Source organism: Corynebacterium sp. 335C (assembly GCF_053525695.1).
Map to the genome: position 1 here is coordinate 617,876 of NZ_JASTTB010000002.1, position 13,842 is coordinate 631,717.

The 13,842-nt window shown below is 72.8% G+C and carries 10 protein-coding genes, 1 tRNA gene and 1 pseudogene; 2 read left to right on the plus strand and 10 right to left on the minus strand.

The genetic code is table 11. From position 1 onward, the window contains the following. Positions 1-28: 28 nt before the first annotated feature. The 6 genes from QQS41_RS09650 to QQS41_RS09675 form a co-directional block, all read right to left on the minus strand. The gene (locus QQS41_RS09650) at positions 29-964 is read right to left on the minus strand and encodes an ABC transporter substrate-binding protein (RefSeq protein WP_448852486.1); all 936 of its coding nucleotides are present in this window, start codon (positions 962-964) and stop codon (positions 29-31) included. A gap of 226 nt (positions 965-1,190) precedes the next feature. Then, positions 1,191-2,390 carry an NAD(P)-dependent malic enzyme gene (locus QQS41_RS09655; RefSeq protein WP_448852487.1) on the minus strand — a complete coding sequence of 400 codons (1,200 nt, stop codon included), beginning with the start codon at positions 2,388-2,390 and terminating at the stop codon, positions 1,191-1,193. Positions 2,391-2,560: 170 nt separating this feature from the next. Beyond that, positions 2,561-3,358 carry a hypothetical protein gene (locus QQS41_RS09660; protein ID WP_448852488.1) on the minus strand — a complete coding sequence of 266 codons (798 nt, stop codon included), beginning with the start codon at positions 3,356-3,358 and terminating at the stop codon, positions 2,561-2,563. A 257-nt stretch (positions 3,359-3,615) separates the two neighbouring features. Continuing rightward, positions 3,616-3,689, minus strand: a tRNA-Leu gene (locus tag QQS41_RS09665). Positions 3,690-3,723: 34 nt separating this feature from the next. Then, positions 3,724-4,707 (minus strand): DUF368 domain-containing protein, encoded by a 984-nt coding sequence (locus tag QQS41_RS09670; protein WP_448852489.1) that lies wholly within the window; start codon positions 4,705-4,707, stop codon positions 3,724-3,726. 86 nt (positions 4,708-4,793) lie between these two features. Beyond that, positions 4,794-5,402: a TetR/AcrR family transcriptional regulator gene (locus tag QQS41_RS09675; RefSeq protein ID WP_448852490.1), complete on the minus strand. Its 609-nt coding sequence runs from the start codon at positions 5,400-5,402 to the stop codon at positions 4,794-4,796. A 264-nt stretch (positions 5,403-5,666) separates the two neighbouring features. On the opposite strand from QQS41_RS09675, the gene polA reads away from it, so the two are divergent. Then, positions 5,667-8,417 (plus strand): DNA polymerase I, encoded by a 2,751-nt coding sequence (polA, locus tag QQS41_RS09680; protein WP_448852491.1) that lies wholly within the window; start codon positions 5,667-5,669, stop codon positions 8,415-8,417. Between the two features lie 68 nt (positions 8,418-8,485). Here polA and QQS41_RS09685 read toward each other — a convergent pair whose 3' ends face one another. From QQS41_RS09685 to QQS41_RS09695, 3 genes and pseudogenes are all read right to left on the minus strand, one after another. Further along, the gene (locus QQS41_RS09685; protein ID WP_448852492.1) at positions 8,486-8,977 is read right to left on the minus strand and encodes a hypothetical protein; all 492 of its coding nucleotides are present in this window, start codon (positions 8,975-8,977) and stop codon (positions 8,486-8,488) included. 295 nt (positions 8,978-9,272) lie between these two features. Beyond that, positions 9,273-9,542: pseudogene (locus tag QQS41_RS09690) on the minus strand (amidohydrolase); the annotation flags it as partial. A 270-nt stretch (positions 9,543-9,812) separates the two neighbouring features. Further along, a complete protein-coding gene (locus QQS41_RS09695) occupies positions 9,813-11,156 on the minus strand; it encodes an MFS transporter (RefSeq protein ID WP_448852493.1) in 1,344 nt (447 codons plus the stop codon). Between the two features lie 382 nt (positions 11,157-11,538). On the opposite strand from QQS41_RS09695, the gene QQS41_RS09700 reads away from it, so the two are divergent. Next, a complete protein-coding gene (locus QQS41_RS09700) occupies positions 11,539-12,552 on the plus strand; it encodes an Lrp/AsnC family transcriptional regulator (RefSeq protein ID WP_448852494.1) in 1,014 nt (337 codons plus the stop codon). A gap of 39 nt (positions 12,553-12,591) precedes the next feature. Here QQS41_RS09700 and QQS41_RS09705 read toward each other — a convergent pair whose 3' ends face one another. After that, positions 12,592-13,800 carry an aminotransferase-like domain-containing protein gene (locus QQS41_RS09705; RefSeq protein ID WP_448852495.1) on the minus strand — a complete coding sequence of 403 codons (1,209 nt, stop codon included), beginning with the start codon at positions 13,798-13,800 and terminating at the stop codon, positions 12,592-12,594. Positions 13,801-13,842: the final 42 nt, after the last annotated feature.

Here is a 13,842-nt window from a genome sequence, read left to right on the forward strand (position 1 = left end):
GGCCGCGCCTCTGCGCGGGTCGCGTCGCTCACTGGAGCTCCTCTCCGTTGATGGTGGCCTGCGGCAGCGCCCCCGCGGAGACGCCCCACATGTCCAGGATGCGGTCGTAGTCGCCGGTGTCCATGATGTGCTGCAGCGCGGCGGCGAGCGCCGGCGCCAGCGGGTCGCCCTTCGGCACCGGCCAGCCGTAGGGGGCGCCGGCGTACAGGTCGCCGGCCAGCTCGAGCTTCCCGTCGGCGCGGGTGACGGCCCACGCGGAGATGGGGGAGTCCGCCGACAGGGCGTCGGCCCGGCCGAGCACCACGGCGGTGGCCGCGGACGCGGAGTCCGGGTACGCCAGCTTCTTCACCGGCGCCTCGCCGCGGTCGACGCACGCCTGGCTGATCGCGGGCAGGTCCTCCAGGTCGGAGACGGTGCCGCGCTGCACGGCGACCTCCCGGCCGCACGCGTTGTCCGGGGTGACGTCGTTGCCGGGGACGCGGGCCCACTGCAGGCCGGCCTCGAGGTAGTTGACGAAGTCGTACGTCTTGCGCCGCTCCTCGTTGTCCGTGAAGCCGGAGGCGCCGAAGTCGACGGTCCCGCCGGAGATGGACGGCAGGATCATGGTGAACTCCTGCTCCTGGACGACGAGATCCAGGTCCATCACGTCGGCGACCGCCCGGGCGAGATCGATGTCGAATCCGATGATCTCGCCCGACGAGTCCTTGAATTCCGCGGGCGCGAACGGGGGGTTGGTGCCGATGACGATCCTCCCGGAGGACCTGATGTCCTCCGGGACCATCGCCGCGATCTCCGGTACGGGCTCCGGCCGGATCTCCTCCCAGCCATCGGGATGCCCGCCCACCTCGTTGGTCACGCACGCCGTCGCGCCCAGGAGGATCGCGGCGGCGGAGCAGGCCGCGAGGAGTCCCCGCCGCAGCCGTCCGCCCGCCGCGCCTCGGGCGCCGCGTCGGGGTGTGGTCATGCGGGTCATGCTACCCGCCCCCGGTTCCGCCCCCGGCATTGCGCCGCAGGTTGCGGCGCCGCACGCCCGGACGGGGGTGGGGCCCACCCCCGGCGGGCCCAGGGGGCGCGTGACGACGCCCGCCGCGCGGGCGGGAGCCGTCGCAAAGCAGCACCCGCGGATGCGTCACGTGCGTTGCGACGGTCCCCGCGTGCGGCCCCGGCGACGCGCGCGGGGGACGGGCGCGCTACTGCGCGCCGTCGGCCGGCTGCGCGCCCGAGGCGGCGTCGAAGCGGGCGGCGGCCTCCACCGCCGCCGCGACCGCCGGGGCGACCCGCGGATCCAGCGGTGACGGGATGATGGCGTCGGCCGACAGCCCCTCGTGCGCGATGGTCGCGATGGCGCGCGACGCCGCCAGCTTCATCGACTCGGTGATGGTGCGGGCGCCCGCCGCCATCGCGCCCCGGAAGATGCCCGGGAATGCCAGGACGTTGTTGATCTGGTTCGGCAGATCCGAGCGGCCCGTCGCCACGACCGCGCCGTACTTCCGCGCGATCTCCACCGGAATCTCCGGATCCGGGTTGGCCAGGGAGAACAGGAACGGGTCGTCGGCCATGACGGCGACGTCCTGCTCCGTCAGGTGCCCGGCGGAGACGCCGATGAACGCGTCGGCGCCGCGCAGCGCCTCCCGGATCCCGCCGCGCAGCCCCCGCGGGTTGGTGAGTTCCGCCAGCGACGACTTCACGTCGTTCAGCGGCCCGCGGTCGCGGTGGATGATGCCGCGGGAGTCGCACACGACGACGTCGCGGGCGCCGGCGGCCAGCAGCATCCGGGTCGTCGCCACGCCCGCCGCCCCCGCGCCGGAGATGACGATGCGCAGGTCGCCCAGCTCGCGCTCGAACAGGCGGCACGCGTTCCGCAGGCCCGCCGTGATGACGATGGCCGTGCCGTGCTGATCGTCGTGGAACACCGGGATGTCCAGCCGCTGGTCCAGGCGGCGCTCCACCTCGAAGCAGCGCGGCGCGGAGATATCCTCCAGATTGATGCCGCCGAACGACGGGGCGAGGTTCGCGATCGTCGCCACCAGCTCGTCGATGTCCGTCGTGTCCAGGACGATCGGCACCGCGTTGATGCCCGCGAACCGGCCGAACAGCTGCGCCTTGCCCTCCATCACCGGCAGCGCCGCCCGCGGCCCGATGTCGCCCAGGCCCAGCACCGCCGTGCCGTCGCTGATGACCGCGACGTTGCCGCCGGCCCACGTGTAGGTCCGCGTCAGCTCCGGGTCATCGTGGATCGCCTCGCAGACCCGCGCCACGCCCGGCGTGTACGCGATGGACAGGTCCCGGCGGGAGTCCAGCGGGATGCGGGAGGCGGTGATGAGCTTGCCGCCCTCGTGCGCGCGGAAGATCTCCTCGTCGGTGACGGGGCCGGTGGGCTGGTCGTCCATGGTGGGGCTGCTCCTGGGGTCGGTGGGTGGGGCGCCGGGCGCGGGGTCGGAACGGCGCGGTGCGCGGTATGCGGGGCGCGGTGGGGGTGCGCGGTGTGCGGTGCGCGGCGCGGGGTCGGGACGGCGGCGGGCGTGCGGGGCCCGGGCGGCGGTGGGGTCTGCGGGGCGCGTCAGCGGCCCGCGCTGATCTCCGGCGTGTCGGGGGTCCTCGGCGTCTCCGGCGTCGCCGGGACGCCGCGCATCCGCTCCGGCTCCGACGTCGGCGTGGTCGTCGTCGGCGGCTGCGTCGTCGTGGTCGTGGTGGTCGGCCGGGTCGTGGTCGTCGTCGGCTCCGGCTGCGAGGTCGTCGTGGGCTCGGGCTGCGACGTCGTCGGCTCGGTCGGGCGCGGCGTCGTCGACGACGTCGTCGGCTCCTCCGTCTCCGAGGTGGACGTCGTCGTCGACGTCGAGGTGGACTCCGACTCCGACTCGGACTCGGAGGTCGAGGTGGAGGACTCCGTGGACGACGTCACGGTCGTCGTGGACGTCACCTCGGAGGAGGAGCCGGTCGACGCGGGGCGGGAGGAGCTCGACGAGGAGGAGGGGCTCGGCGGCGCCTCCTTCGTCCTCTCCGGCAGGATGCGGGGCAGCTCCGGCACCGCGTTCGTCGACAGTCCGATGCCGCCGAGGCCCAGCAGCGCCAGCACCGCGGCCGCCGGGGCGACGAAGCGCCAGCGGCGGTCCATCACGGCGGCCGGCGCCTCGGGGTCGTTGGCGGCGCGGACCTCGCGGCGCTCGTGGACGAGCCACCACGCGGCGGGGAGGATGAGGCCGGCGGCCAGGAGCAGGGCGGGGACGAGGACCCCGGCGCCCCACAGCATCGGCGGCAGGACCAGGGCCACGCCGCCGGCCAGCAGCGCGGCGACGGCCAGTGCGGTGGCTGCGGTGCGGCCCGAACGGCCTCCGCCGCGGGGATCGCGCTCGTTCACGTCGATGCTCCTCTTTCCGTGCTCGTCGGCGCCGCCCGCGCCCGGGGCGCCGGCGGCCGCCCGCGCGACCGCGCAGGACAGCAACAGGGTACGCGGAAAACGGGCCCTTCGGGAGGGGCCGGCACCGGTCAAGCCCCGCGCGGGGGAGCCGGTTCGGGAAGGGGCCCGACCGCGGGGCGGACGCGGTGAGGCCCCGACCCGACTGCGCGGCCGGGCACGGGAAAGCCCCGCCCGGAAAACCGGGCGGGGCGCGTCGGTGCCCCCGGAGGGACTCGAACCCTCACTGTGCGGGTTTTGAATCCGCTGCCTCTGCCAATTGGGCTACGGGGGCGTGGCGGCCGCCGGTGCGGCGGTCCGCGGAAATACTACTTCGCGTCCTCGTCGGAGGAGAAGCGGGTCTGGGCCCACGCGACGACGCCGACGACGGCGGCGCCGAGGACGAACAGGCCCAGGGCCATCGGCCACTCCGGGCCGACCGCCTGAAGGGAGCCGTCCTCGCCCTGCCACGGCCACAGCGCGCGCAGGGAGCCCAGCAGGAGGCCCGCCATGGCGACGAGCGTCAGCGCGTGGTGGGTTTCCAGCATCCACTCCAGGAACCGCACGAACAACGCGATGCCGGTGACGGCGCCGAGCATGAACGCCGCCAGGTACGGGATGTTCAGCGTGTCGACGGCGGCCATGGTCGGCGCGTACAGGCCGATGAGGAGGAGGAAGAAGGAGCCCGAGACGCCCGGCAGGGCCAGGGCGCACACCGCGACGGCGGCGGCGAAGAACACCAGGATGAGCGACGGGTCGGTCGGCGCGGCCGACGGGATGGACGTCACCCAGAACAGGGCGACCGCGAACGCGATGAACACCGCGGCGGCCTTGCCCTTCATGCCCGGACGGTCGAGCTCGCCGGGGCGGATCTCCTGGAACGGGATGACGACGGAGGCGGCGATCATGCCGAAGAACAGGGCCTTCGACGCGATCGGGTGGTCGGTGACGAAGGACTCCATCAGGCCCGCGATGGAGAACACCATCGCGGCCATGCCCAGCGCCAGCGGCACGAGCAGCCACCAGTCGACGCGCTTGACGGCGCCGCGCCAGTCGCCGCCGGTCACCAGCTCCTTCGGGACGTCGGTGAGCGACTTGGCGGAGGAGATGAGGCGCTCGTAGATGCCCGTGATGAGGGCGATCGTGCCGCCGGAGACGCCGGGGATGGTCTCCGCGATGCCGATGAGGGCGCCGCGGACGGCGTTGGCCACGAAGGAGCCGGGCGTCAGCGGCGGGTGGTTCGTCGAGTGGTCGGCGTGGTCGTCGGTGACGTGGTGGCCGACCCTGGCCTCGGAGGAATCGTTGTTGTTCATCGCGCGGGATGTTACCGGGCACGGGGCCCGAACCGCGTATCCGCGGGCGGGCGGGTGGCGTGATCCCCGCCGCACCGCACCGTGATTCAGCCCTCGGAGGGCACCTCGGTCGGCGTCTCCAGCACGCGCTGGATGTGGTCGCCGTAGGAGGCGACGGCGGCGGCCTCGAAGGGGATGCCGCGGGTGAAGTCAACCAGGACGGTGCCGAGGCCGTTGTACATCGCCAGGGCGTACTGGCAGCGCTGCTCGGCGTCGTTGTCGGAGGTGACGCCCGGGGCCTCGTCGCGGATGCGGTCGAACAGCGCGCCGCCGATCGTCTCCTGGAAGGCGTCGGTCACGGTGGTCACGGCCGTCGGGCTGCCGGCGGTGGCCATCAGCAGCGTGATGAGGGACGAGGTGGAGGAGCGGTCGGCGTTGACCGCGTCGTCGGCCAGGGAACGGCCGATCCTCTCGAAGGGCACGTCGCAGATGACGTCGCGCATCGGCGTGAAGTCGACCAGCTCCTGCAGCAGCCCCTCCTTCGTCTGGAAGTACTTGATGATGAGCGGGGCGCTGACGCCGGCCTCCTCCGCGATCTCCTTCAGCGAGACCTTGGCGAAGGGCTTGCGCGTGAAGTAGCCCTTCGCGACCTCGACGATGCGGGCGCGGGTGTCCGCCGAACTGTGGCGGCGCGGGCGGGATGTGATGGGGGGCATGCGAGTAACATACAAAATCCTTACGCGCATGTGGGAATCGGCGCTTTCCCAAATCCGCACGTCATGGCCGCGTCTCGCGGAATGACACCCCGTTATGGGGGTGAAACGGGGGTGAAAAGGGTGTCGCTGCATCAACATCCCGGATGCGATCGGAAGTAGGGGATCGGCGGGGAACGGGGTCGCGCGGCCCCGGCCGCCCCGGCCGCCCCGGCCGCCGCGGCCCGCCCGGGCCGCCCGCGGGGCCCGTCGCTACGCTGGACGGTCATGAAGCGGACGCTCATGCTCATCGACGGCCACTCCATGGCCTTCCGCGCGTTCTTCGCGCTGCCGACCGACAACTTCTCGACGACCTCGGGCCAGCACACGAACGCCGTCTACGGCTTCCTGTCCATGCTGGCGAACCTGCTGGACGCCGAGAAGCCGACTCACGTCGCGGTGGCGTTCGACCTTTCGCGGAAGACCTTCCGGACGGAGAAGTTCCCGGACTACAAGGCGCAGCGCGAGAAGGCGCCCGAGGAGTTCCGCGGCCAGGTCGGCCTCATCCAGGACGTGCTGCACGACATGGGCATCGTCACGCTGGAGAAGGAGAACTACGAGGCGGACGACATCATCGCCACGCTTGCGACGGCGGCGAAGCCGGAGGGCTTCGAGACGCTCATCGTCACCGGCGACCGCGACTCCCTGCAGCTGGTCGACGACACGACCACGGTGCTGTACCCGATGCGCGGCGTCTCCGTCCTGCACCGCTTCACCCCGGACGCGGTGAAGGAGAAGTACGGGCTGACGCCCGAGCAGTACCCGGACTTCGCGGCGCTGCGCGGCGACCCGTCGGACAACCTGCCGGGCATCCCGGGCGTCGGCGAGAAGACGGCGACGAAGTGGATCGTCCAGTACGGCACCCTCGACGAGCTCATCGCCCGCGCCGACGAGATCCGCGGCAAGGCCGGCCAGAACTTCCGCGACCGCGTCGACGCCGTGCAGATGAACCGGTGGCTGACCGAGATGGTCAAGGACCTGGACCTGAAGTACTCGCCGGAGGACCTGGAGCTGCGCCCGGCCGACGCCCAGGCCGTCACCGCCCGCTTCGACGAGCTGGAGTTCGGCGCGAACCTGCGCGACCGCGTCATGCGGACGCTGGCCGCCGACGGCGGCGGCGTCGTCGGCGAGGCGGAGCCCTCCGGCCCCGAGGTGGAGCACGTCACCCCGGACGAGGGCGGGCTCGGCGAGTGGCTGGACGGCCTCGCCGCCCCGGCGGCCCTGCACTACGACGACGGCATCCTCGCCATCGCGGCTCCGGCCGCGGGCGACGACGCCGCGGGCGGCTCGGCGGCCGGCGCCGCGGCCGTCGCCGCCGCCCTCGACCCCGCGTCGCTGGCCCCGGCCGACGAGGACGCGCTGCGCGAATGGCTGGCCGACGCGGACGCGCCGAAGGCCGTCCACGACCTGAAGTCGACGATGCACGCCCTGTGGGCGCATGACCTGGAGCTCTCCGGCGTCGTCCACGACACCTTCCTCGCCGCCTACCTGCTCAAGCCCAGCCAGCGCACCTACGGCCTGGACAACGTCCTGCTGGCGGCGCTCGGCCGCTCCCTGCCCTCCCCGGACGATTCCGGGGAGCAGGGCGAGGGCCAGCTCGCGCTGCTCGACGATTCCGGCGACGACGGCGACGACGCGCGGGCCACGGCCGCCGCCGACGCCGCCGCGGCCGTGCTGGACCTCGCCCGCCACTTCGCCGGCGAACTCGACGAGGCCGGTCTGTACCCCGTCTACGCCGACATCGAGCTGCCCCTGGCGCCGGTGCTGGCACGCATGGAGCGCACCGGCATCGCCGTCGACGTCGACACGCTCGAGGAGCTGGGGCGCGACTTCGCGGAGCGCACCGCGGCCGCGGAGGCCGCCGCCCGCGAGCTCGTCGACCGCCCGGAGCTGAACCTCGGCTCCCCGAAGCAGCTCCAGGAGGTCCTGTTCGACCAGCTGGGGATGCCGAAGACGAAGAAGACGAAGACCGGCTACTCCACGGCCGCCAAGGAGATCGAGGGGCTGGCGAAGAAGAACCCGCACCCGTTCCTGGAGAAGCTGCTGGAGTTCCGCGAGTTCCAGAAGATGAAGTCGACGGTGGAGGGCCTGGTGAAGACCGTCGCCGACGACGGCCGCATCCACACCACCTTCAACCAGACCGTCGCCGCCACCGGCCGCCTGTCCTCGACGGAGCCGAACCTGCAGAACATCCCCGTGCGCACCGACTTCGGCCGCTCCATCCGCCGGGCCTTCACCGTGGGCGAGGGGTACGGGACGCTGGTGACCGCGGACTACTCGCAGATCGAGATGCGCGTCATGGCCCACCTGTCCGGCGACGAGGGCCTCATCGAGGCCTACCGCGAGGGCGAGGACCTGCACAACTACGTCGGCTCCCGCGTCTTCGACGTGCCCATCGACGGGGTCACCCCGGAGCTGCGCCGCCGCGTGAAGGCGATGAGCTACGGCCTGGCCTACGGCCTGTCGTCGTTCGGCCTGGCGGCGCAGCTGGACATCCTGCAGAAGGAGGCGGAGTCGCTGCGCGCCGGCTACTTCGAGCGCTTCGGCGGCGTGAAGGCCTACCTGGACGGCGTGGTGCGGCAGGCCGCGAAGGACGGGTTCACCGCCACGCTCTACGACCGCCGCCGCTACCTGCCGGACCTGGTCTCCGACAACCGGCAGGCCCGCGAGAACGCCGAGCGCGCCGCCCTGAACTCGCCGATCCAGGGCACCGCCGCGGACATCATCAAGGTCGCGATGCTGCGCGTCGATGACGCCCTGCGCCGCGGAGGCGCGGCCGCCGACGAGGAGCCGCGCGAGCCGCTCGCCTCCCGCGTGCTCCTGCAGGTCCACGACGAGCTCGTCGTCGAGGTCGCGCCGGGGGAGGAGAAGACGGTCGTCGAGCTGCTCAACCGCGAGATGGACGCCGTCATCACCCTCCGCGTCCCGCTGGAGGTCTCCGTTGGCTCCGGCCGCGACTGGGACGAGGCGGCGCACTAGGCTCCGTGCGCCGACGCGATGCGGCCCCGCCCCGGGCGTCACCGGGGCGGGGCCGTCAACGCAGGCGCCTATCCGCGCACGCGGCGCTCGCCGGCCAGCAGGCGCTCCCGCTGCTCCGGATCGAGGGCTGCGTCGACGGCGACGCACGCCATGCCCCACGCGGCGTCGAGGACGGCGGCGTCGCCGGCCTCCGACTTCGCCAGCTCGGCGAATCCGACGGTGTGGATCGGCTGATTGTCGCCGATCTTGATGATGGGGTGGATGGTCGGGAACTCCAGCGACACGTTGGACATGTCGGTGGAGCCGCCGCGCATCGGCGTCTCCACGGAGTCCCGTCCGACCTCCGCCATCGCGTCGACCCAGAACCCCTCGAGGTCCACGTCGGACTCCATCTGCGCGTAGGAGCGGCCGACCTGGCGGAAGTCCAGCTCGACGCCGGCGCCGAGCGCACCCGCCTCGCAGTAGCGGCGCAGCACCGCGTTGACGCGCTCCAGCGACTCGAGCGTCTCCGCGCGGCCCATGAACAGGGCGCGCGTGCCCCGGGATGACGTTCGGGGCACCGCCGCCGCCGTGGGTGACGGAGTGGATCTGCTGGCCGGGCTCGAACTGCTGGCGGGCCAGGCCGATGGCGGTGTTCGCGATGATGAGCGCGTCCTGGGCGTTGCGCCCCGCCCACGGTTCGGCGGAGGCGTGGGCGGTTTCGCCGTGGAAGTCGGCCTCGAAGCCGGCGCACGCCATCGACTCCATGTTGCGCCATTCCTTGTCCATGGGGTGGACCATCATGGCCAGGTGGGTGCCGTCGAAGTCGCCCTGCTCCAGCATGACGATCTTGCCGCCGCCGTTCTCCTCCGCGGGAGTCCCCAGCAGGCGCACGGTGATGCCGAGCTCGTCCGCCAGCTCCGCCAGCGCCAGGAAGGCGCCGAGGCCCGCCGTGCAGATGATGTTGTGGCCGCACGCGTGGCCGATGTCGGGCAGCGCGTCGAACTCCGAGCAGATGGTGACGACGAGGTCGCCGGAGCCGGCCTGCGCCCGCACCGCCGTCGGTAGCTCCCCGACGCCGTGGGAGACCTCCGGGTCGCCGGCGGCGGTCGCCGCCTCCTCGGCGAGCCACGCGGAGGTCTTCACCTCCTCCCAGCCCAGCTCCGGGTTCTCGTGCAGCCGGTGGGACAGGCCGAGGAGCTGATCGCGGCGGCCGTCGACGATCTCTCGGGCGCGGCGCTTCAGGTCCGCGGCCTTCGGGGTGGGGTCACGGGGATCCTTTCCGGGGCGGGGCCGTTCCCGTCGATCATCCGCCTTCGGGCGGGGGACGGGGAGGCGGGGGCGTTCGGGTGCGGGTGCCTGGCGCGGGCGCTCCGTCCGGCGTTGCGCCGACCGGCCCGCGACGGGCCGGTGCGGTCAGTGGGAGAGGGCGATGCCGCGGGTCTCGCGGAGCGACGCGGACACCGCCACGGAGATGAGCAGCAGCACGATGACGTACACGGCGAAGCCCGTGGAGTGGCCGTTGGCCGCGGCCCAGTTCTGCAGCGCCGGGGCGGTGCCCCCGAACAGGGCGATGGCGGTGGCGTACGGCACGGCGATGCCGATGATGCGGATGCGGGTCGGGAACATCTCCGCGAACACGGCCGGGTTGATGGCCAGGGTCGGGGCGAGGAACACGAGCATCAGCGTCGCGGGGATGAACAGGGACAGGAACGAGCCGTCGACCATCTGCGACGTCGGCCAGAACAGCAGGGCCGGCACGAAGTTGCCGATGAGCAGGACGCCTTTCCGCCCGATCCGATCCGACAGCGCGCCCCAGAACGGCAGGACGACGACGAGGACCAGGTTGGACAGGAGGCTGGCGAGCAGTGCGGTGCCCTGCGGCATGCCGTGGATGACGACGGCCTGCTGGATGGCCGACACCGCCCACACGTAGTAGGCGACGGTGCCGCCGACGGTCAGGCCGATGACCCGCAGGGAGCTGCGCCAGTTGCGGCGCACCTCGGGCCACATCGGCGGGCGCGACGGCGCCTGCTTGGCGTCGGAGAACGTGTCCGTCTCCTTGAGGTTGCGGCGGGCGATGACGGCCCACAGGCCGAGGGCGAAGCCGATGGCGAACGGGATGCGCCAGCCCCAGCTGTTCATGTCCTGCTCGGGCAGAACGGCGTCGAGGATGATGCCCATGAGGATGCCGCACAGGATGCCGATCGTGCCGGAGACGTAGATGAGCGACGCCCAGCGGCCGCGGCGGTGGTGAGGGGCGGCTTCGGACAGGTAGTTCTGCGCGGTCGGCATCTCCCCGCCGTAGGCGAGGCCCTGGATGATGCGGGCGACCAGCAGCACGGCCGCGGCCCACAGCCCCGCGGAGGCGTAGCTGGGGACGATGGCGATGAGGCCGGAGCCGAGGCTGGCGGCGCCGACGGTCAGCAGCATCGCGGGCCTGCGGCCCATTTGATCGGCGATCCAGCCGAACAGCAGGCCGCCGAGCGGCCGGAAGAGGAACGCCACGGCGAAGATGGCCATGGCGCCGAGGATGGAGGCGACGGGGTCCTCCGGGGTGAAGATCTCCGGTGCGAAGTAGATGGAGAACGTCGAGTAGATGCCCCAGCCGTACCACTCGAGGGCGTTGCCGACGCCTGTGGTGACGAGCGTGCGGCGCGAGGACTGGCCCTGCACGCCGTGGCCGGGGGACTGGGAGGCGCCGCCGTCCGTGGGGCGGGCGGAACCGGGGAAGCGGTGATCGGCGGTGGAGACGGTCATGTCGACTCCTGTCTCTTCGGGCGGCGGGGCCGCCTGCGTCGTGGGCCCGCCGGGGCCGCGTGCGGGTGGCGCGGCCGGCGACGGGGATGCGCGCCGTGCCGCGGCGCGCTCATGAGTCGTCGGAAATCTGTGCATCCGCTGCCGTCACCCTATGAGAACAGCGGCACAAAATGAAGGGCTAAAGCCTGGAAAATGCAAATATATCCATTTCGCACCGCAGAAAAATGCAGGCATGTTTCGTTTTCCGGAGGTTGTGTTTCGCCGGTGTTTCGCGGAGCCCCTCCCGTCCCGCCGCGCCCCGGCGCTACGATTCCCCCGTAGGGCATCCGCGGCCCCGTCCCCGTGCCGCGGCCGACGACACGCGAAGGGGGAGTACGGTTCCATGCGCCACGACCACCCGGTGGAGCTCACGGAGCACGACCTCGAGCTCATCAACGTCCTGCAGTGGTCCCCGCGGATCACGTGGGGCGACGCCGCCGAGATCCTCGGCGTGCACCCGACGACGCTGTCGACGCGGTGGGAGCGGCTCACGTCCGCCGGGCTCGCGTGGGTCAACGCCCTGCGGAGGACGGACGGCGGCGCGGCGGTCGCCTTCGCGGAGATCCGCTGTGCCCCGGCCCACGTCCGCGAGGTCACCGACCACATGACCGCCCTGCCGGGCGTCGTCTCGGCGGACGTCCTCGCGGGCACCCCCGACCTGGGCCTGACGCTCATCGCCGACGATCTGCGGGAGCTGCACGGGCTCATCCGCGACGGCATCCGCTCCGCCCCGCACGTCACCGCCTCCGAGGTGATGCTGTGCACGAGGCTCCACGTCGCCGGCCACCAGTGGCGCCTCGACGCCCTCGACGATCGGCGCGCCGGCCTGGCCCGGGAGGCCGCCGAGCGCGACGCCGCCGCGCTCGGCCCCGCGCAGCCGCTGCTGCCGGAGCATCGCCCCGTCCTGGAGGTGCTGCGCCGCGACGGACGCGCCTCCGCCGCCGAAATCGCCCGCGAAACCGGGCTGCATCCCGCGACCGCCCGCCGCTACCTGCACAAGGTGCTGGCCAGCGGGGAGGTCACGCTGCGGTGCGACTTCGCGCAGCTGCACTCGGGCTATCCGCTGTCGGTGCAGTGGCTGGCGCGCCTCGACGCCCGGGAGCACGAGGCGGCCGCCGAACGGCTCGCCGCGGACCCGCGGGTGCGCCTCGTCGCCTCCCTCGCCGGGCAGGCGAACCTGGTGGTGACGATGTGGATCTCCGACATCGCCGGCATCGTCGACGCCGAGTGCGCGCTGGAGGAGGCGTGCCCGGGCCTCGAGATCGACCACAACCTCGTCACGTTGCGGCCGGTCAAGCGCTTCGGGTGGATCCTCGACGGCGACGGGCTGCGCACGGGCCGCTACGTCGGCCGCTGAGCCGGCACGGTTCCCGTCGTCACGCGATGACCCCCGCGGCTACCCGGCGAGCCGGGCGGCGACCAGCTCGCCGAGGATGCGCGTGCCCTCGGCGATCGCGTCCTCGCCGGGGTGGCAGAAGGACAGGCGGGCCTCGTGGGCGCCGCGGCCGTCGGCGTAGAACGCGGTGCCGGGGACGAAGACGACGCCGCGGTCGATGGCCTCCATGCACAGGTCGTAGGCGTCGATCGACTCCGGCAGGGTGAGCCACACGTGGAAGCCGCCCTCCGGCGTCGTCCACGTCACGCCGTCCGGCATGTGCTCCTCCAGGCCCGCGACCATCGCGCGGCCGCGGCGGCCGTACATCACCCGGTAGTCGTCGAGCGTGGCGCGCCAGTCCGTCTCCCGCAGGTAGGAAGCCACGAGCTCCTGCGTCAGCACCGACGGGTTGAGCACCGCGGCCTCCGCCTGCAGCGCGAATACCCCGGCGAGGGACTCCGGCAGCACCGCCCAGCCGACGCGCGGGCCGGGGGCGAACATCTTCGAGAACGAGCCGAGGTAGACCACGTCCGGGTCGTCGGCGCGCAGCGCCCGGTTGACTGAGCCGTCGAAGGACAGCATCCCGTACGGGTTGTCCTCCGCGACGAGGACGCCGGCCTCCCGGCGGATCTCCCGCACCCGGTCACGGCGCTCCCGCGGCATCGTCGTGCCGCCCGGGTTGTGGAAGCTGGGGATGGTGTACAGCAGCTTCACCCTCCGGCCCGACGCGGTGACGTCGCGGATCGCCTGCTCCAGCGCCTCCGGGACGAGGCCGCGCTCGTCGGTGCCGACGTGGACGACCTCCGCCTGCGCGCCCGTGAACACCGCCAGCGCGCCGGAGTAGGACGGGGACTCCGCCAGCACGACTTCGCCCGGGTCCAGCACCGTGCGGGCCAGCACGTCCAGCGCCGACTGGGAGCCGTTGGTCACCACGACGTGCGCCGGGTCGACGCCGTCGATGCCCTCCTCCCGCATCACCGCGAGGATCTGCTCCTTGATGCTCGGCGTGCCCGTCGACGCGCCGTACTGCATCACCTCCGGGCCGCGGTCGCGCAGCAGGCCGGCGGCCAGCTCCGACAGCCGGCCGTAGGGCAGGGGGCCGAGCTCCGGCATGCCGGAGGCGAAGGAGATGATGCCCGGCCGCGCGGACATCGCGAAGATGCGGCGCACCTCCGACGGCTTGGCGTTGCGCACGCCGGCGGAGCAGTAGTCGATGCCGAAGCGGGTCATCGCGGGGTCCTTCCTGTCGGAGGTTCGTGGCGGGCGGGTCCG